Source organism: Nocardioides sp. W7, from assembly GCF_022919075.1.
Lineage (GTDB): Bacteria > Actinomycetota > Actinomycetes > Propionibacteriales > Nocardioidaceae > Nocardioides.
The window spans coordinates 2,032,047-2,050,502 of sequence record NZ_CP095078.1; the positions used below are offsets into that span (position 1 = coordinate 2,032,047).

Sequence of the window (18,456 nt, forward strand, 5' to 3'; positions counted from 1 at the left end):
GGTCAGCCGGCCGGGGGCGGGACGACGCGGTAGATCCACTGGAGGGCGCCGTTCTGGCGCACCCGGCGCAGGGGGCTGACGCAGGGCTGGTCGATCGGTGGTCCGTCGACCAGGACGAAGGTGACGTGCTCCTGGGCGAACGCCGTGCAGGAGTCGAAGGTCAACTGGATGACGTCAGCCTGGCCGCTGGGCGGCTGGCGCGGATCGGGGTCGCCCGTCCCGGCCTCCCAGTACACGTGCGCCAGGCGGTTCCAGGCGTCCTCGGCCTGCCCGTCGGGATCGATGTGCCTCCACATCGTGCGTGACGGATAGGTCTGCACTCCGCTGTAGGCCCGGACGCCGGCCTCGACGAGGGTCGCCATCGAGACGTAGGAGCCGACACCGACCCAGGCGCCGTCCGGTTCGGCGCCGGCGATGCGTACGACGGCGCGGCCGGCCTCGGTCTGCTCGCGCAGGTCGAACACCCCGCGGTAGACCGGGTTGACTCCGGCCCCCACCACCAGGCTGCCGACCAGGAGCGCGACCCCTCCGAGGAGGACGGCCCGGCGCGCGAAGGCCACCACGGACACCACCAGGAGCGCGATCACCGCCACCGACCAGACGGACGGGACCGCGGCGGAGTCCACGCCGGCGAGTCGTCTCCACACCCAGGCGCTGCTGGCCAGCGCCACGGCGCCACCGAGCAGCGAGCCCGGCCAGCTCGCGCGCAGGTCCAGCTCGTCCAGCCGCTCGACCAGGACGACCACGACCATCACGGCGAGGACGACGAAGGCCAGTCGGGTGCGTTGGGGGACTGCCCGGTCGATGCCGATCAGGTGGGCCAGGGAGTCCCAGCCGGGCACGAACAGGAAGGCGAGGAGGAACAGTTGGACCGCGACCAGCGCCGCGACGAGCCAGTCGACGCGGCGGTTCCGGCGCCAGACGACGAAGGCGACGCTCACCAGTGCGGGCAGCAGGAACAGGCTGACCAGCAGCACGGAGGAGCCCTCGGATGCGTTCGCGCCGAAGGACGGGACCAGGTCGTCGTACTGCAGGGAACGCTGGAACGGGGCGCTGAGAAGACTCAGCAGGTCGTCGGACGTGCCGGTGCCGGTGGGCGTCAGCCGCTGCCCGGGATAGACGGTCGACAGCAGGGCGTCGACCGTGTCGCGGCGGGTGAGGACCCAGGCGACCAGGACGGCGGCCGCGGCCGCACCGGCGCCGAGGAGCGGGACCATGCGCCGCACCAGGACACGTGGCGCGGTGCCGGAGCGCCACTCGAGCACCAGGTAGCCGACGGCGAACGCGGCCGTCGCGACGATCGCCGCGATCATGGACGGCACGTAGATGCTCATCGCCATGTCGACAGCGAGGTAGCCCGCCAGGACGGCCGGGACGAGCCGCCTGCGCCAGGTCGACGCGCGGACCGCCCACACGACCGCGGTCGCGGTGGCGAAGGCGAAGGCGACCGGCAGCAGGACGACCGGCAACCACCACCACTGGACGATCGGCTGCAGGATCACGACGAGGGCGAGCGCGGCCCCCAGCAGGGGGCGCCGGGGCAGTACCGAGACGACGAACCAGTAGACGGTCACCGCAACGAGTGCGGCGGGCAGCCACCAGCGGAACGCCATGCCGTGGTCGACCCCGAGGAACAGCAGGCCCCAGGTGTGCGGACGGAACAGCGTCGACCAGTCCCATGAGGGAAGGTCGTTCATCACCGTGGCATCGGTGCCGCCGGGGAAGACATGGTTGATGCTCGGGAACCCCTGCGAGACCTGGGAGATGACCCAGCTGCTCTGCACCAGCCACTCGTCGCTGCGCACCCCGCGGGGGGTGCCGGCGAGGAGGTCCGGATCGGGACCCTGCCCGAAGTACTGCCAGAACACTCCGGTCGAGGATCCCGAGACGGAGAGCAGCACCAGCACCCCGAAGCCCAGCAGCACCAGGCCGGGGAACGACCACCACACGATCGCGTTGGGAAGGCCGGCGGCGGTGGGGGTGACCCGCGCCTGCCAGGCAGCGCGCCGCTGCGAGATCCGGGTCGCGATCGACGCCCTCGTCGACCCGGTGCTCATCGGACTGCCCGGAGCCCGAGGTAGTTGAGGCGGGCCGCCTCCCGCCGGGCCTTGGTGACGGCGTCGAGCACGATGCCGATCATGAAGGTCACGATGCCCAGCGTGACCAGGATGGCCGCCAGGAAGGCCGAGGGGAACTTCGCCACCAGGCCGGTGTCGATGAAGTCGAGGACCACCGGTACGCCGATCACCAGCCCGGCGAGGACGACGAGGCTCCCGATCAGGCCGTAGTAGAGCACCGGCCGCTCCAGCCGCATCAGGTGCACGATGAGGCGCAGGATCTTCAGGCCGTCGCGGTAGGTGCTCAGCTTGGACTCGCTGCCCTCGGGGCGGTCACCGAAGCCGACCGGACGCTCGACGGTGGAGACCCGCAGGCTGACGCAGTGCACGGTCAGCTCGGTCTCGATCTCGAACTCCCGTGAGACCGCCGGGAACGACTTGACGAACCGTCGCGAGAAGACGCGGAAGCCGCTGAGCATGTCGGTCACCGGCATCCCGAAGATGGCCCCGACCAGGCGGTTGAAGGCCCGGTTGCCGGCGGCGTGCCCGGCCCGGTAGGCGCTCTCGGTGAGCTGCTCGCGGACACCGAGGACGTGGTCGTGCGGGCCGTCGATGAGGGTCCGGACGAGGTCGGGGGTGGCGAACGCGTCGTAGGTGTCGTCGCCGTCGATCATCACGTAGATGTCGGCCTCGATGTCGGCGAAGGCGCGGTGGATGACGTTGCCCTTGCCCTTGACGTTCTCCCGGCGCACGATCGCCCCGGCCGCCGCGGCGACCTCGGCCGTGCCGTCGGTCGACAGGTTGTCGTAGACGTAGACGGTGATCCCCGGGACGGCCGCCTTCAGGTCGCGCACCACTGAGGCGACCGCAAGGGCCTCGTTGTGACAGGGAACGATCGCGGCGATCTCGTAGGAGCTCAGGTCCATGTCAGATGGCCTCTCCGGTCCGGGGGAGTCCGGCTGCGCGGGACCCGCGGGGCCGGGCCCGCGAGTCATCGCAGCTCCCGGCAGGTGAGGGGCACCAGCCATCCGGGTGGGCTGATCTCGATGTTCTGCACGGTGCCCTCCGGCCTGCCCTCGCACCGGTCGCGGGCGATCTCGATCTGCTCCTGCCATCCGGGGGCGGAGCGTCGGGGATCCTCGGACGGCACCTGCCAGGAGCTGACCATCGCGAACAGGGCGGCGACCACGAGCACGCCGGCCGCGACGGCTCCCAGATCGGGAAGGGAGAAGCCGCCCGTCGGCACCGAGGCGTCGGCGACCAGTGCCACGGCGATGAGGAGGAGGGCGACGGGCGCCACCGCGTAGCGGCCGGACATCAGGGTGTGGTTCGTCGGTGCGTGGCTGATCAGGATCGGCGCGGCGTACAGCACGACCGAGACGCCGACGAGCAGGGCGGGGACGACCAGGGCCGCGCCGCGCCCGCGCCGCGCGACGTGAACCGTCGCGGCGACCATGAGGAGCAGAACCCCACAACCGGCGACCACGCTGGTCGACAGCGGGTCGTCGTGACGCCAGGTCCCCAGCACGCCGTCACCGAGGACGCGACGGAGGTAGCCCGCGACCAGGTCCGAGTCCGGACTGGACGGCGTCGGCCCCCGGGGCGGGCTGGTGACGATGACGACGAGCTGGAAGAGCCCTCCGGCGAGGCCGGCCGCCGCTACGACCAGGGCGGCCCGGTCGCGACTGACGAGCCACACGGCGACGCCGATCGCGACGCAGAGGAAGCCGAACGGGCAGGACCCCGCGACGGCGGCGATGGTCACGACCGACAGCAACTTGCCCGGGAGCCGCCGGGGCGCCCACAGCGGGGCCAAGGTGCCGCCGATGAGCAGGAACCACTGGTCGTTGGCGATGCTGTCGACCACCTCGGAGCCGACGGGAACCGCGACGACGGCCAGCGCGGCGAAGACCGGTGTGGCCCGGAACGACGACCGGGAGTTGACCACGTGGTAGGCGAGGAGGGCGACGGCGCCCTGGGTCGCGGCGGCGGTGAGGTTCAGAGCCAGCCCGTACCACGTCACCGGCAGCCACGACAGGGTCTCGGCCTGGAGTCGCGGCAGCAGGTGACCGTAGCCGGCGTACGGCTCGAACGTGCCGGTGAGCACGTTGCTGTGCAACGCCCAGTGCAGGAAGGTGCTGCCGTCCTCTGCCCAGACCTTCCCGTCCAGTGCCTCCCGGCCGAGTCGGAAGAAGGCGACGCACGAGGCGCCGAGGAGGACCAGCAGGCTCTCCCACCACGCGATGCGTCGCCCGCCGTCGGCGCGCAGGATGCTGGCGAGGGGAGCGAGGGGCACGGGATCGTCCTGGTGCTGCGCACCCGCGTGCCGCCCGGGTTCGATCCCGGCCCTCCTCACCGACAGCCGCCCGGTCCCTGGGTCACAAGCGACCGTCGTGCACGGCCTGGGTCACCCACGGGATGACCTCGTCGAGCATCACGTCCAGGCTGGTGGTGCACTCGAAGCCGAGCACGTCCTTGGCCTTCTGCACGTCGGGGACGCGCTTCTGGACGTCGTACTCGTAGGCCTCGTCGCTGACCAGGGTGAGCGGGGCGTCGCCCTTGATCTTCTTCCAGATGACCGCGGCGAGCTCGCGCACGTTCGTGGACTCGGCCGTCGAGATGTTGAAGTCGTTGTTGTAGGCCGCGTCCTGGCTCATCGCCTCGACGATGCCCTTGGCGAGGTCGCCGCCGTAGGTGTAGTGGCGGACCTGGTTGCCCTCGCCCAGGATGTGCAGCGGGTCCTGGCCCTTGACGATCTTCTGCACGATGTCGGGCACGACGTGGCTCATGGCGAGCTTCACGTTGCCGGAGGCGACCTCGACGTCGCCCAGGGCCCGGCCCTCGCCGATGCCGACGCAGTTGAAGGGCCGCACGACCGTGTAGGGCAGCTTGTACTGGTCCCAGGCCGCCTTCGCGAAGTACTCCACCGCGAGCTTCTGGAAGCCGTACGACGACAGCGGCGGCGGGATCTTCCGCTCGTCGCCCTCCTTCGAGGGCCAGTGCTCGGTGGACTCGAAGACCATCGAGGAGGAGAGGTAGGTGACCTTCTTCAGCTTGCCGTGCTGCATCGCCTCGATCGCGGCGTCGCAGGACGAGGCCATGATCCGCTCGTTGGTGGCCAGCAGGTCGTAGGCGTAGGCGTGGAAGTAGGAGATGCCACCGATCAGCGCCGCGCCGGCGACGAAGTGGTCGCAGTCGGAGAGCAGCTTCTTCATGACGTCGGTGTTGCGGACGTCATCCTCGACGAAGTCGTAGTCGGGGTGGTTGTCGTAGGACTTCTCGACCTTGCCGTACTTCGAGTAGTTGTCGATTCCCCGGACGGCGTACCCGCGGCTCAGGAGCTCCTCGACGACGTAGCCGCCGATGAAGCCGGCGGAGCCGGAGACGAGGACCTTCTGCTGCTCAGACATGCGTGTGCTCTCTTCGTGTGGTTGCGGCGGCTATCACTCGGCGGTGGCCTGGTAGTTGAGGGCGGCGATCCGGGCTGACTGCTCTGCGACCTGCTCGGGCGTGAGCGCCGGCCCGAAGGCGAAGCGGTACCACCGCAGATACTTGGGCAACCAGGTCTTGAGGTCAAAATTCGACTCGCCGACGGTACGGTCCAGCCAGATGGTGGAGATCTCGGCCACCGGGCGTCGCAGCCGGCGCGCCTTGGCGGTCAGCTCGAGTCCGATCTCGAAGCCGCTGCGCGAGTGGATGTCGACCTCGCGAACGAACTCGGTCGAGTAGGCCTTGAAGCTGTTGGTGGCGTCGCGGGTGCCGACCCGGCCGAAGATGCCGAGCGACTTCCCGGCGGTGCGGGAGATCAGGCCCTTCACGAGCGGGCCGCCGACCTGCTGACCGCCGGGGGAGTAGCGCGACGCGGCTGCGACCACCACGCCGCGGTCGACCAGGCGGGCGAGGGGGTCGATCTGTCGCGGGTCGTCGCTCCCGTCGGCCATGGTGACCACGACGACGGGCGTCGTGACCTGGGCGATGCCGTAGCGGATCGCGTTCGCCGGTCCGCGGCCGTAGGTGTTTACGGCGTACGTCAGCCGGGGCTCGTCGGCCTGGTAGGCCTCGATCACCGGGACCGTGGTGTCCTCGGGGAAGTCCACGACCACGACGACGTGGCACTCGGAGTGGACCGAGTCGAAGATCCGGTCGAGGACGGGCACGATGTCGGCGCCCTCGTTGTAGGCGGGGATGACGACGGTGACGGCGGTGGTCATACGGTCGTGCCCCGGCCGAGGAGGTTCCAGATGTCGACGACCTGCTTGTCGCCGGTGTCGAGGCCGCGGTACGCGCGGTGCGGGGCGGCCAGGATCAGCACGTCGGCCCGTTCCAGGACCTCCTCCAGCGGCAGCAGGGTGTCGTCGACCGTCACGTGGGGGTCGGTGCACAGCACCTCGGCCGCGCGGAACTCCAGGATCCGCTTCAGCTTGTAGGACAGGCTCGACCGGATGTCGTCGCTCTCGCCCTTGAACGCCATCCCGAGGATGCCGACCCGGAGGTTCTCCAGGTCGAGCTTCTTCTCCAGGTGGGTGACGACGTACAGCGGGAGACCTTCGTTGACGAGCATCGCCGAGTGGCCCAGGACGAAGGAGTTGTCGCTGAAGGCGGCCAGCTGCATCGTGTCCTTGAACAGGCACGGCCCGGCCGCGAACCCGGCACCCGGCATGTCGGCCGCGCGGGGGTAGTCGTGGGACAGCGCGCTGCGGATCCGCTCGAAGTCGAGGCCGTGGTCGTTGGCCATCACGAAGAACTGGTTGGCCGCGGCGAACTTGATGTAGCGCCAGGTGTTCGTGAACAGCTTCGCCAGCTCGGCCTCCTCCGGCTCGAGCTCGACGATCTGGTCGGTGAGGTTGCCGAAGAGCTTTCCGGCGCGGTCGCGCACGCCCTGCGAGCGTCCGGAGACGATCTGCGGGAGGGAGTACAGCTCGGTCATCGCCTTGCCCTCGGCGATCCGCTCGGGGCAGAAGGCGACCTCGACCTCGACGCCACGGCGCTCGAAGAGACGCTCCACGTTGCGGGTGACCCCGGGATAGACCGTGCTCCGCAGCACCACCAGCTGGCCGTCGCGGTAGTGCTCGATGGCGCCCTCGATGGACCGACCCACCGCGTGCGGGTTGGGATTGAGGTGCTCGTCGACCGGGGTGCCGACCACGATGACGACGGCCGCAGCCCGGGCGATCACGGCCGGGTCGGTGGTGGCGTGCAGGAGGTCGTCGGCCAGGCCCTTGCGGAGCACGTCGAGCGCGCCGTCCTCCTGGAAGGGCAGCTCACCGGCGTTGACGGTGTCGACGGCGGCCTGGTTGATGTCGTAGATGCCGACCCGCATGCCGCGCGATGCGAACGCGATCGCCAGCGGGAGACCGACATGGCCGCAGCCGCCGACCACCACGGCGTCGAGATCGAAGGGTCCGCTCGACTCCGTCACGATTGTTCACACTCCCGTAGGTCTTTCGTGGTCGACATGGGCGATCGGCGCCACGCCGACGGTCATTCTAGGGGCTGGGCGTCGTTCGCCGAAGTCCGCCGCGAGCCCTCGGCCGCGCCGTCGGGCGCCTCCGGGTGTTCGGTCCGAGGCCGTTCGGGTGCGGCAGCGGGCGCATAGGGGCGAACCGAGTGCCGCGCGTGGCTCGCAGCGGGTCGCGTGGCGATCCGGCGGCCGTGGCGGCTCTGGTCCGCGTGAGATCGACGCTCAGCATGTGGACATCCGGTCAGGTCCGCGTGACGGAGGAGCCGAGCTCGGGGTCGTACGTCCCGAAGCTATCGGTCGCCCGTGTCCCGGTCGTAGACCGAGCAGGTCCGGTCGAGGCGGCGGCGGGGATCCACGTCGGACGTTCACGTTCCCTCCGGGCTCGACACGCCGACAGCGGCGCGAACGCCCGCAGCATCGTGATTTCCGTGTCCCCGACTCGGATTCGGGTGGTTCGCGCCTGTCGCACCGGGGCGGGTCGAGCTGTTCTCGCAGGTGGGAGGGGCGGGCCATCCGTGCTGTCGAGGCGGCTGCCGGGGAGGCCGACGACGGCCTGCCCGCGTCGCCTGCGACGACGGCTACGTCAGCGCGACAATGCCGCCGTCCGTAAGCCGGAAGCTCGACATTGGAGCGGAGAGCCCGTTCGATGTTGGATAATCCTGCGGCATGACCGAGTCCGCAGACGCCGATGACCTGATCCGCATCTATCGCCAGCGTTTCGACGACCGCGATCTCGACAACAAGCTCGTGCTGTGGAAGGTCCTCGTGGAGGACTTCTTCCAGCGCTACGTGCCGCAGGACGGGACCGTGGTCGACCTCGGCGCCGGCAACTGCGAGTTCGTCAACCAGGTGCGGGCAGCCCGACGGATCGCCGTCGACCTCAACCCCGACACCGTCCGGCTCGCCTCGCCCGGGGTCGAGGTGCTGACAACCCGCTCCGACGACATGAGCGCGCTCGAGGACGGCTCTGTCGACACCGTCTTCACCTCGAACTTCTTCGAGCACCTGCCGAGCAAGGACGACCTGATGACGACGCTGGCCGAGTGCCGTCGGGTCACCCGGGTGGGTGGCCGGATCGTCATCCTGATGCCGAACATCCGCTACGTCGGTGGCCGCTACTGGGACTACCTCGACCACCACCTGCCGCTCACCGACGCCAGCGTGGCGGAGGCGCTGGACATCTCGGGCTACACCGTCGACGAACAGGTCGGCCGCTTCCTGCCCTACACCGTCAAGGACGCTCGGTTCGAGGTGCGTCCGTTCATGGTCCGCAACTACCTGAGGATCCGGCCGGCCTGGCGTGTCTTGGGCCAGCAGATGCTGGTCGTCGGCAGCCGTCTCTGAGTCAGACCCTGTGGTTGGCGACCATCCGTCGGGCGGGGTCGAGCTGGGTCCGCAGGTGTGCCAGCCGCGCCCAGTCCTCGCCGTCGAAGAACGTGCTCGTGTCGACGGCGCTCTCCGCGAAGGTCGGGACCAGGCTGGCCTGGGACCAGGGCGCCATCGCCGCGACCACGGCCTGCGCAGCGGCGCGGCCGGCCACCGCGGCCTCGGGGAACGGGGCGATCGCGACGCAGTACAGCGCGTAGCTGCCGGGGACGTGTGACACGGCGCCGCCGCCCTCGACCGGCCGCGCGAACGCGCCGCCGAGGTGCCGCAGCTCCGCGAACATCAGCCCGCTCGCCGTGCCGGGACCGACCTGGCCGAGGAAGGCGTCGATCGCCGCGTCGGTCAGCTCGCCCAGCACGCTGTGGTCGGAGACCGCCGGGGTCGGGGCCGGCGGGTCCATGTGCACCTCCAGCATCGCCGCGGAGGGGATCCGGCCGAAGGTGTCCAGCTCGGGGTCCAGGGCCCGCAGCGGCGCCAGCACCTCGGCGGCCTGCTGGTCGTCCTCCAGGACGGCGCCGTCGATGATCATCAGGCTCCGGCCGCTGAGGAACGGCGGCAGCTCGGGCAGCGGCGGGAAGCTCATCACCCGCAGCGAGGTGGTGGCCGACTCCGGTGCCTCGCGGGTCCAGGCCGCCCAGGCGCGGACGACCTCGGGAGCCCGCTCGACGTCCCAGAGCAGCATGCCGGCGTACACGTTGGCGTACGGGAGCAGCTCGAGCTCCATGCCGACCACGACGCCGAGGTTGCCGCCGCCCCCGCGCACCGCCCAGTACAGGTCGGCGTGCTCGGCGGCGTCGGCGCGCACGAGCGAGCCGTCGGCGGTGACCACCTCGACGGCGCGGACCGAGTTCGCCGCGACGCCGTGCCTGCGGCCGTAGAAGGAGAGTCCGCCCGAGAGGGCGTAGCCCGCCACCGCGACGTCGGGCGCGCTGCCGTGCAGCGCCGTCAGGCCGTACGGCGCGGCCGCCGCCACGACGTCCTGCCACAGCGTGCCGCCGACCACCGACGCGGTCCGCGAGGGGGCGTCGACGCTGACGCCGGTCAGTGAGGAGAGCCGCACGATCACGACCTCGGAGAGGTCCTGCTCCGCGAGGGCGGAGGCGCCGTGGCCGGTGCTCTGCGGCGCGACCCGGAGGCCGGCCGAGACGGCGGCGCGGACCACCGCGACCACCTCGGCGACCGAGGTCGGGATCGCGACCGCGGCGGGTCGCTGGTCGACGGCGAGGTTCCAGGCCTGGCGCGCGACGTCGTACCCGGGGTCGCCGGGCAGGTGGACCTCGCAGGCCCCGCGCAGGGTGGCGGCGGGGGAGGAGGGGGTGGCGATGGACATGCGGGTTCCTTGGGTCTGGTCGGGGTGACTCGTGCTGGAGCTCGGGTGGGGGGTTCTGTTGGGGTTCGTGCGGGGGTTCGTGCGGGGCAGCCAGTCGCGCTCGACCGGGCCGCCGCCCCAGGCCGGGTCGACCCGGAGCAGCCGGTCGGTCGCGAGGAACCCGAGCTGGAGCTCCTTGTCCATCGCGTCGAACGGCGGTACCTGCGAGGCGTGCGTCCGGATCGCCTGCCACCGGAGATCGAGCAGGTCGGCGACGTCGACGATCGTGGTGATCGCCTCGTCCGGCGTACCGAGCTCGGCTCCGGTGAACTCGCGCATCAGGACACGCGACAAGCAGGACAGATACGTCGCAGCGGGACGTTCGGTTGCATGGTCCAGACCAGCGATCACCGCGTCGCGGACGGCGGCGTGGTCACGGTGGCCGTCGCTGGCGTCCAGGGTGACGACGACGTCCGGCCGGACCTCGTCCAGGTACGCCGTGACCCGCGCGCGCAGCTCGGCCGGGTCCGCCGCCGCCAGCGAGCCGGGCGCCGGGTCGCCGTCGACGCCGGAGTCGACGTACCCGAGCACCTCGACGCGCTCCACCCCGAGCAGGGCGCACGCCGAGCGCAGCTCCTGCTCGCGGACCGCAGGGAGGTCGCTCCGCGAGAGGCCGCTGCCGGGGGCGGGTTCGCCCAGGTCGCCGCGGGTGGCGCAGACGACGACGGTCCGGGCACCGTGGGCGCTCGCGTGGGCGAGCACCGAGCCGGTGCCGAAGGCCTCGTCGTCGGGGTGGGCGACCACGACGAGCAGTCGCGCCCAGAGCTCGGCCTCGATCGCGACCTGCATCCCGGGGAGGGGCAGGTCACCCGGGACGACCTCGATGGCTGGATCGGCGCCGGTGGCCTCGAGCCGCTCGGTGAGCACGTCGCGTACGCCGGCGGCGGCGACCGGGTCGACGGCCAGGACCCGCAGGGTGGCCAGGTCGGCGGGCTCGCGGCCGCGGGCCGCCAGGGTGTCCTCGAGCCGGGCGAGGGAGAGTGCCAGCTGGGCGACGAGGTCGTCCTCGTGGAGCAGGCGTCCGGCGTCGTCGACGGGGCCGGTGAGGGAGATCGTGGTCATGGCAGAACCCTCGGCCGTGAACGGGGTCTCGGCCCATCCCGAGCGGGCGGGGAGTTCGGCGCCGTCGGAACTGGTGGTCTGGTCCACCCAGATATCTGGGATGTGCGATCGGCGTCCTCGTGCCGACACTGGCTGGCATGGCCCGAGGACTGACCGCCGAGCGCGTGCGACAGGACGTCGACGTCGTCGCGCGGGCCGGGCTCGACCTCGACGCCTTCCTGGAGGAGGCGGTGGAGTCGGTACGCCGGGCCGTCCCGTGGGCGGCCGCCTGCCTGGCCACGCACGACCCCGGCACGCACATGCTCACCAGCGCCCGCAAGTACGGCTTCGACCGCGACGCGAACGACCACGACCACGAGTTCGGGCTCATCGAGTACGGCACCGTCGAGCCGACCGCCTTCACCGAGCTCGCCGTCGCTGCGCGACCCGCGGCCGGCGTCCACCTGACGCACGGTGGCGAGATCGAGCGCTCCGGCCGGATGAGCTCGTTCATGGTGCCGAACTTCGGGTTCGGCGACGAGGTGCGGATGGTCTTCCGGGACGGGGCGCAGACCTGGGGTGCGATGGCGCTGTTCCGCGGCTCCGACGAGCCGCCGTTCGCCCCCGCCGACGTGGAGTTCCTGGCCTCGCTGTCGACGCAGTTCGCCCGCGGGGTCCGGACCGGCATGCTGACCCGGCTGGCCGACACCCCGCCGCCGGACTCACCCGCCGGGCCGGCCGTCCTCATCATCGGCTCCGACAACCAGGTCGCACAGATGAGCCTCGGCGCCGAGGCCAGAGTCGCCGACCTGATGGGCGGAGCGGCCGCCGGCGACCCGATGGCTGTCATCGGCTCCCTCGTCGGTGCCGCGCGCCGCTACGCCCGGGGCGAGTCCAGCCTGCCTCCCCGGGCCAGGGTGCGTGCCGTGAGTGGGATGTGGCTGGTGGTGCACGCCGCCCCGCTGAGTTCCTTCGGGGACCGCGACGGGGACGTCGTGGTCACCATCGAGGAGGCCCGCCCGCCCGAGATCGTGACCCTGGTCGTGGCCGCCTTCGGGCTCACCCAGCGCGAGCGCGACGTCACCCAGCTGGTGCTGCAGGGCGTCGACACCAAGGAGATCGCGGCCACGCTGCACGTCTCGACGTACACCGTCCAGGACCACCTGAAGTCGGTCTTCGACAAGGCCGACGTGCGCAGCCGCCGCGAGCTGATCTCCCGGGTCTACTTCGACCAGTACGTCCCGCGGATGGGCTCCGAGCTCAGCCCCTCCGGCTGGTTCGCCTGACGAGGGCGTGGGGGAGTTTCATCGGTTAACCGATGAAACTCATGCTGGGACGACGAAGCTTCATCGTCCAAGCGGGAGGTTTGTCGGCTAACCGATGAAACTCTCGCGGCCGGCTCGCCTCAAGCGGGGTCGACCGGTTCCAGCGTCAGGCTGATCGAGTTGATGCAGTAGCGGTCGCCGGTGGGGGTGCCGTACCCGTCGGGGAAGACGTGGCCCAGGTGCGAGCCGCAGTTCGCGCAGCGGACCTCGACCCGCTTCATCCCGTGGGAGACGTCCTCGATGTACTCGATCGTGTCGCTGATCGGCTGGTAGAAGCTCGGCCAGCCGCAGCCGGAGTGGAACTTGGTGTCGGACTCGAAGAGCTTGGACTGGCAGGCCTTGCAGCGGTAGATGCCGGTCGTCTCGATGTCGGTGTACTCGCCGGTGAAGGCGCGCTCGGTGCCGGCCTGACGGAGTACGGCGTACTCGTCGGGCGAGAGCTGCTCGCGCCACTCGGCGTCGGACTTCTCCACGTCGTAACCCATGTCGTCCAGCGTACGGCGCTAGCGTGTGGCCATGGCAAAGGCTCCCGCGGTAGAGGTCGAGGCGGGTGGCCGCGCCGTCCGCATCTCCAGCCCGGACCGGGTGATCTACGAGGCGACCGACCAGACGCCCGAGGTGACCAAGCTGATGGTCGCCGAGTACTTCGCGAGCGTCGACGACGGCCTGATGCGCGCGCTGCGCGAGCGGCCCACCGCGCTGGAACGGTGGACGTCCGGCGTGCGGCCCGGGATGAAGCTGGCCACCGGCCCGCAGGACAAGGACGCCGACGCGTTCTACCAGAAGCGGGTGCCCAAGGGCGCGCCCGACTTCCTGGAGACCGTCGAGATCACCTTCCCCTCGGGGCGCACCGCGGAGGAGATCTGCCCGACCGAGATCGCCGTCCCCGTCTGGTGCGCCCACATGGGCACGCTGACCTTCCACCCCTGGCCGGTACGCCGCGCCGACGTGGACCGGCCCGACGAGCTGCGCCTCGACCTCGACCCGCAGCCCGGCACGACGTTCGCCGACTCCGTCCGCGTCGCCGGCGTGGCCAAGGAGCTCCTCGAGGAGCTCGGCCTGGTCGGCTACCCGAAGACCTCCGGCAACCGCGGCGTGCACGTCTTCGTCCGGATCGAGCCGCGGTGGGAGTTCGTCGACGTGCGGCACGCGGCGATCGCCTTCGGCCGCGCGCTCGCCGCCCGCGACGACCAGGTGACCGTCGAGTGGTGGAAGGAGGAGCGCGGCGAGCGGATCTTCGTCGACTTCAACCAGAACAACCGCGACCGCACCATGGCGTCGGCGTACTCCCTGCGCCCGCTGCCCGGTGCGCCCGTCTCCACCCCGCTGAGCTGGGCCGAGCTCGCCGAGACGAAGGACCCGAAGGAGCTCAACCTGTTCACGGTCCCCGAGCGGCTCGCCGACACCGGCGACGCGTGGGCCGGCATCGACGAGGTGGCGTACTCCCTCCAGCCGCTGCTGGACCTGTGGGAGGAGCAGGGTGCCGTCGAGCTCAACTTCCCGCCGGACTACCCGAAGATGCCGGGCGAGCCGCCGCGCGTGCAGCCCAGCAAGAAGGTCGCCTCGCACTGGGACGAGGACGGCAACCGGGTCGAGCCGTGAGCCGCTGGGTACTAGCCCGTCATGGCTGTCTACGACTCTGACCTGCAGGCTGCGGTGGACGCGACGTCGATCGCGAAGGACACCGGCGAGGCCGACGACCTGATCGGCTACCTGCGCGACCAGCTCGCCGAGCGCGAGATCGAGACCTCCGACGAGGAGTGGCTCCGGCGCACGGTCGCCGCCATCGAGGCGGACCCGAACTACATGATCGAGGACGAGCCGAGCGACTACGTCTCGCCGAAGCGCCAGGTCTGACCGGGCCCGCGAACCGCCGCAGAAATGCAGAAGGCCCGCCTGGCACTGCTCTGGACAGCGCCGGGCGGGCTCCTACTGGTGAGCGTCCGTGGCTCCGAAGAACCTGGAACTCCCCCCGGAATTCCGTGGACGCTCAACCCTTGCGGGTCCGGTACGCCAGCGCTCCCCCCGAAGCTCCGGCCGTCCGGCGTCGTCAGCTCGTACTAGTTCGTGTCCAGGCCTTGCTGACGCTAGAACGGTAAGCGGCGGTACTCCACGAAAGATCCACACGAGACCCATCGTTCGGTAACAAAGCGGCTCAGGCGCCGGTGACGCCCTCGCCGCCGCCGGCCTGCTCGTCGAAGTTCTCGTGCTCGAGCAGGTGGAGCACCGGTACGCCGATCTTGCGGCGGGCCTGGGAGGTCCAGTCCAGGTGGAAGAACTCGGCGACGACGTGCGGGCGGGTGAGGATGATCGCCTCGCGGCCGTCGACCTCCTTGACCTTCTCGGCGAGCGCTCCGATCGGAGGCCCCGAGACGACCTGGCCGGTCGCGTCCGCACCGGCGCCGGCCAGGGCGTCGAGAGTCGCCCGCAGCTCGGTGGAGGAGCGGTCCTCGCACTCCTTGCGCAGCGCCTCGATCTCGGAGTCGGACATCGCCAGCACGGGGGAGGCCATCATCTCGCCGGCCGAGAGCGAGCCCATGGCCGCCTCGATCCGGGCCGCGGCGTCCTCCAGGGGCAGCAGCACGTGGTAGGTCACCGGCTCCTCGAGTCCCTCGTGCAGGGACCGGACCTGAGCAGCGTCGGCCGGGGTGAGTGCCTGCTCGATGAGCAGCACCACGTCGTAGTCGTTCATGTCTCGGATCCTAGTCCTCGGCGCCGCCGCCGAGGACCTCGGAAAGGTCGTAGCCGACCGGCTCCTCGAGCTGTCCGTAGCCGCACGACTCCGGGTCGCGGTCGGGCCGCCACCGCTTGAAGTGGGCGGTGTGCCGGAACCGGCGACCCTCCATGTGGTCGTACTTCACCTCCAGCACCCGCTCGGGTCGCAGCGGCGTGAACGAGAGGTCCTTGCCCTGGCTCCAGCGGCTCTGGGTGCCGGGGACCCGAGCGGGGTTCGCCGTCAGGAACTCCGCCCAGTGGCCCCACGGATGCTCGTCGATCGGGCAGACCAGCGGCTGCAGCTCGTCGTACAGCTCCGCGCGTCGCTTCTCGGTGAAGCTCGCGCTGACGCCGACGTGCTGCAGGCCCTCGTCGGTCTGCAGGCCGAGCAGCAGGCTGCCGATCAACGGCCGCTCCGGGGTGCTGGTCTTGTGCTCGCGGTAGCCGGCCAGCACCACGTCCGCGGTGCGCTCGTGCTTGATCTTCAGCATCGTCCGCCCGTTGGGGGAGTACGGCGCCCCCAGCGGCTTGGCGACCACGCCGTCGAGTCCCGCGCCCTCGAACCGGTCGAACCAGCCCTCTGCGACAGCCGGGTCGGTGGTGGTGCGGGTCAGGTGGCAGGGGCCGGTCAGGCCCGGCAGGGCCCGCTCCAGGGCGGCGCGGCGCTCGGCGAACGGGCGGTCGAGGTACGACTCGTCGCCGAGTGCGAGCAGGTCGAAGGCCACGAACCCGGCGGGGGTCTTCTCGCTGAGCATCGCGATCCGCGACGCGGCCGGGTGCACCCGCTCCTGGAGCACCTCGAACTCCAGTCGCTGGTCGACGGCGACGAACAGCTCGCCGTCGATCACGCAGCGCTCCGGCAGCTGCTCCTTGATCGCCGCGACCACCTCGGGGAAGTAACGGGTCAGCGGCTTGGTGTTGCGCGAGGCCAGCTCGACCTCGTCGCCGTCGCGGAAGACCAGGCACCGGAAGCCGTCCCACTTGGGCTCGAAGCTGAGCCCGCCGTACTTGTCGGGGTCGGGGATGCCGGACACCGACTTGGCGAGCATCGGCCGGACGGGCGGCAGCACGGGCAGGTCCACGCTGAGCAACCTATCCGCCGACCGGCCCGCCGAGGAGCCCCGGACGCGGACGTCACGCGCGTCGAGCGCCAGGGACGCCTTTCGCATGACCGCTGGCGCTGGACCTAGGGTGTATCCCGCAATCCCCGGTTGGTCTGCCGGCAGGGCCCGCCTGACTTTGAATCAGGACTAGCGACGTAGGTTCGACTCCTACCCGGGGAGCTCGGCCGCGGCGACCCGCGGTGCCGACCTCAGGAGCCGGACGGCCGCTTCCCGGGCGCGGGTCGGGCCGGCCTTGCCGGGGCGGCCTCGGGGGCGCGAGCTCCCTTCTTGGTCGACTTCAGGGTGACCAGCCACCACCGCGGCACGGTGCCGTCGCTGGCCTTCACCTTCTCGTAGTACGACGGTGCGTCGGTCCGCTCGATCTTGGTGACGGCGTACTTCGAGCCGGCGAGGAGGAGCACCTCCTTCTCGGACTTGACCTGGGAGAAGACCTCGATGTCGCGGCCGCCGCTGTCCTCGATGGCGAAGACCACGCGGTGCGTCTTGTCCTGGGCATTGCGGACGCTGAAGCTCTCGGCGATGTGGCGCGCCTTGGTCGCGCTGGCCATGCTGGCGCACGACCACGCCTTCGACCGGCGCAGCGCGGCGAGCTGCTGGTCGTCCATCGGCTGCCCGCGGTAGACGGTCTGGGTGTACTCCGGCATCCGGGCCAGACCCTGCATGGCGACCCCGGTGTGCAGGGTGCCCTCCTCGACGAGGGTCGCCGTGTCGTTGTCGAGCATGTCGTGGTCGACCACGGTCCGCGCGTTCTTCTTGGTCGTGTCCATCCAGCCCGGGCTGTTGGCCGTGGCGGGGTTGATGTACTTGTAGTCCTCGCCCGTGAAGGTGGTGATGGCGTTGTACTCCGCCTGGCTCAGGCCGATCGACTTGGCGGCCACGAGGTCCGGGGTGGAGTCCTCCCGACGGGCGGTCACGCGCGAGCTGTGCGACATGGCCTTGAGGTTGAACCGCTCTTTAGCGCCCTTCGCCTTGCCGCCGGCGGCCTGGAGGTAGTCGGCCTGCGCCTCGTCCTGGCTGCCCCGCGCCAGCTCGGCCGCGAGCTGGTCCGCCAGGGCGTCGACCAGCCGGCGCCGCTCGGCGCCCTTCGGGTCGTCGCTGCGCTTGTGTGTGTTGAGGTAGTCGAGGCAGAGATTGTTCAGCTTGTGCATGAACTGCATCCGCTTCTCCGGCGTCTTCGCCCGCCAGACGTCGGCGAGGGCCTCCCGGACCTTCGCGAACGACGACGTCATCGCCCGCGGGCCCGCCGTGCCCACGGCGTCGAGGTCGCGGGTCGAGATCGACAGCAGCCGGCGTACGGCGCCACCGCCCTGCAGCACGTGGCCGAGCTCGTGGGCCAGGTCGTGGCGGCCCTGCTCGGTCTCGGGGGCGTAGGCGCCCTGGGAGAAGAAGATGTCGTTGCCGGTCGTGAACGCCCGCGCGGACATCGACCGCGAGAGTCGGTCGGCGTCGGCGCCGCGATGCACTCGGACCCGGTCGAGATCCGCACCGAACGCCGCCTCCATGGAGCGAAGCACCGGTGCCTCGAGGGCCGTGCCGCGGCCGGCGGCGGCCTTGATCTCCCGCTCCGTGCCGGCGTCCAGGGTGCCGCCGGCGGCGCCGATGACGCTGTCCTGCCCGGGAGCGTGGCGACGCCGTACGTCACTCGCCGGCCGCTCGGCCGGCGTGGTCGTCCTGACCGGGCCCAGGGGAGCGGGATCCTGCGCCGCCAACCAGCCGAGGGCGTCGTGCGCGCGCCGGTCGGCGTCGCGCTCGGCGTGGTCGTCGGCGGCCCCGACCTTCAGCGAGCCCGGAGCTGTGTCGCGCTCGCCGTCCGGACGGCGTCGCGCGGACCGGGGGTGTCGTTCACGTCCTGACATCGAAAGCTCCTCCGCATGCTGCCGGCCTGATGTCCTCAACGCTGAGAACGGGGTGGACAGCCCGTCGTCCGGGTCGGGACCGTGCCGCCGAGACGGCCGATGGTATCGCCCGAAGGGATGAG

Annotated in this window: 15 protein-coding genes and 1 tRNA gene; 5 read left to right on the forward strand and 11 right to left on the reverse strand. The window is 71.0% G+C overall.

The annotated features are described in order from the left end of the window. Positions 1 to 2 precede the first annotated feature (2 nt). From MUB56_RS09620 to MUB56_RS09645, 6 genes are all read right to left on the reverse strand, one after another. A complete protein-coding gene (locus MUB56_RS09620) occupies positions 3 to 2,057 on the reverse strand; it encodes a hypothetical protein (protein WP_244931679.1) in 2,055 nt (684 codons plus the stop codon). Next, entirely contained in the window at positions 2,054 to 2,983 is a 930-nt protein-coding gene (locus tag MUB56_RS09625) for a glycosyltransferase (RefSeq protein WP_244931680.1), read from the reverse strand. The genes MUB56_RS09620 and MUB56_RS09625 overlap by 4 nt, the downstream gene beginning before the upstream one ends. 65 nt (positions 2,984 to 3,048) lie before the next feature. Beyond that, complete coding sequence (locus MUB56_RS09630) at positions 3,049 to 4,353, reverse strand: hypothetical protein (protein WP_244931681.1); 1,305 nt, start codon at positions 4,351 to 4,353, stop codon at positions 3,049 to 3,051. 82 nt (positions 4,354 to 4,435) lie between these two features. Beyond that, on the reverse strand, positions 4,436 to 5,467 hold the full coding sequence (locus MUB56_RS09635; RefSeq protein WP_244931682.1) for an NAD(P)-dependent oxidoreductase: 1,032 nt from the start codon (positions 5,465 to 5,467) through the stop codon (positions 4,436 to 4,438). A gap of 33 nt (positions 5,468 to 5,500) precedes the next feature. Continuing rightward, positions 5,501 to 6,268 carry a glycosyltransferase gene (locus MUB56_RS09640; protein WP_244931683.1) on the reverse strand — a complete coding sequence of 256 codons (768 nt, stop codon included), beginning with the start codon at positions 6,266 to 6,268 and terminating at the stop codon, positions 5,501 to 5,503. Continuing rightward, positions 6,265 to 7,476, reverse strand: a complete 1,212-nt coding sequence (locus MUB56_RS09645) for a nucleotide sugar dehydrogenase (protein WP_244931684.1) — start codon at positions 7,474 to 7,476, stop codon at positions 6,265 to 6,267. The genes MUB56_RS09640 and MUB56_RS09645 overlap by 4 nt, the downstream gene beginning before the upstream one ends. 708 nt (positions 7,477 to 8,184) lie before the next feature. Between MUB56_RS09645 and MUB56_RS09650 the strand changes: the two genes are divergently transcribed. Further along, a complete protein-coding gene (locus MUB56_RS09650; protein WP_244931685.1) occupies positions 8,185 to 8,862 on the forward strand; it encodes a class I SAM-dependent methyltransferase in 678 nt (225 codons plus the stop codon). Between the two features lies 1 nt (position 8,863). Here MUB56_RS09650 and MUB56_RS09655 read toward each other — a convergent pair whose 3' ends face one another. Next, complete coding sequence (locus MUB56_RS09655) at positions 8,864 to 11,335, reverse strand: PIG-L family deacetylase (protein ID WP_244931686.1); 2,472 nt, start codon at positions 11,333 to 11,335, stop codon at positions 8,864 to 8,866. 137 nt (positions 11,336 to 11,472) lie between these two features. Between MUB56_RS09655 and MUB56_RS09660 the strand changes: the two genes are divergently transcribed. Continuing rightward, on the forward strand, positions 11,473 to 12,600 hold the full coding sequence (locus MUB56_RS09660) for a helix-turn-helix transcriptional regulator (RefSeq protein ID WP_244931687.1): 1,128 nt from the start codon (positions 11,473 to 11,475) through the stop codon (positions 12,598 to 12,600). 119 nt (positions 12,601 to 12,719) lie between these two features. On the opposite strand, the gene msrB is transcribed toward MUB56_RS09660, so the two are convergent. Next, entirely contained in the window at positions 12,720 to 13,124 is a 405-nt protein-coding gene (gene msrB, locus MUB56_RS09665) for a peptide-methionine (R)-S-oxide reductase MsrB (RefSeq protein ID WP_244931688.1), read from the reverse strand. Positions 13,125 to 13,155: 31 nt separating this feature from the next. Between msrB and MUB56_RS09670 the strand changes: the two genes are divergently transcribed. Both MUB56_RS09670 and MUB56_RS09675 read left to right on the forward strand, forming a co-directional pair. Then, complete coding sequence (locus MUB56_RS09670) at positions 13,156 to 14,241, forward strand: DNA polymerase domain-containing protein (RefSeq protein ID WP_244931689.1); 1,086 nt, start codon at positions 13,156 to 13,158, stop codon at positions 14,239 to 14,241. A gap of 21 nt (positions 14,242 to 14,262) precedes the next feature. Beyond that, entirely contained in the window at positions 14,263 to 14,496 is a 234-nt protein-coding gene (locus MUB56_RS09675; protein ID WP_244931690.1) for a hypothetical protein, read from the forward strand. 298 nt (positions 14,497 to 14,794) lie between these two features. Here MUB56_RS09675 and MUB56_RS09680 read toward each other — a convergent pair whose 3' ends face one another. Both MUB56_RS09680 and MUB56_RS09685 read right to left on the reverse strand, forming a co-directional pair. Further along, entirely contained in the window at positions 14,795 to 15,331 is a 537-nt protein-coding gene (locus MUB56_RS09680; protein ID WP_244931691.1) for a hypothetical protein, read from the reverse strand. Between the two features lie 10 nt (positions 15,332 to 15,341). After that, positions 15,342 to 16,436, reverse strand: a complete 1,095-nt coding sequence (locus tag MUB56_RS09685) for an ATP-dependent DNA ligase (RefSeq protein ID WP_244931692.1) — start codon at positions 16,434 to 16,436, stop codon at positions 15,342 to 15,344. 122 nt (positions 16,437 to 16,558) lie between these two features. Here MUB56_RS09685 and MUB56_RS09690 point away from each other — a divergent pair. After that, a tRNA-Gln gene (locus tag MUB56_RS09690) sits at positions 16,559 to 16,637 on the forward strand. 29 nt (positions 16,638 to 16,666) lie between these two features. On the opposite strand, the gene MUB56_RS09695 is transcribed toward MUB56_RS09690, so the two are convergent. Then, complete coding sequence (locus MUB56_RS09695; protein ID WP_244931693.1) at positions 16,667 to 18,334, reverse strand: DUF4157 domain-containing protein; 1,668 nt, start codon at positions 18,332 to 18,334, stop codon at positions 16,667 to 16,669. Positions 18,335 to 18,456 lie beyond the last annotated feature (122 nt).

Bases quoted from the DNA above. Each gene is read 5' to 3' on its own strand.
- MUB56_RS09620 (WP_244931679.1), bottom strand. From the start codon at position 2,057: ATGAGCACCGGGTCGACGAGGGCGTCGATCGCGACCCGGATCTCGCAG.
- MUB56_RS09625 (WP_244931680.1), bottom strand. From the start codon at position 2,983: ATGGACCTGAGCTCCTACGAGATCGCCGCGATCGTTCCCTGTCACAAC.
- MUB56_RS09635 (WP_244931682.1), bottom strand. From the start codon at position 5,467: ATGTCTGAGCAGCAGAAGGTCCTCGTCTCCGGCTCCGCCGGCTTCATC.
- MUB56_RS09640 (WP_244931683.1), bottom strand. From the start codon at position 6,268: ATGACCACCGCCGTCACCGTCGTCATCCCCGCCTACAACGAGGGCGCC.
- MUB56_RS09650 (WP_244931685.1), top strand. From the start codon at position 8,185: ATGACCGAGTCCGCAGACGCCGATGACCTGATCCGCATCTATCGCCAG.
- MUB56_RS09655 (WP_244931686.1), bottom strand. From the start codon at position 11,335: ATGACCACGATCTCCCTCACCGGCCCCGTCGACGACGCCGGACGCCTG.
- MUB56_RS09660 (WP_244931687.1), top strand. From the start codon at position 11,473: ATGGCCCGAGGACTGACCGCCGAGCGCGTGCGACAGGACGTCGACGTC.
- msrB (WP_244931688.1), bottom strand. From the start codon at position 13,124: ATGGGTTACGACGTGGAGAAGTCCGACGCCGAGTGGCGCGAGCAGCTC.
- MUB56_RS09670 (WP_244931689.1), top strand. From the start codon at position 13,156: ATGGCAAAGGCTCCCGCGGTAGAGGTCGAGGCGGGTGGCCGCGCCGTC.
- MUB56_RS09675 (WP_244931690.1), top strand. From the start codon at position 14,263: ATGGCTGTCTACGACTCTGACCTGCAGGCTGCGGTGGACGCGACGTCG.
- MUB56_RS09680 (WP_244931691.1), bottom strand. From the start codon at position 15,331: ATGAACGACTACGACGTGGTGCTGCTCATCGAGCAGGCACTCACCCCG.
- MUB56_RS09695 (WP_244931693.1), bottom strand. From the start codon at position 18,334: ATGTCAGGACGTGAACGACACCCCCGGTCCGCGCGACGCCGTCCGGAC.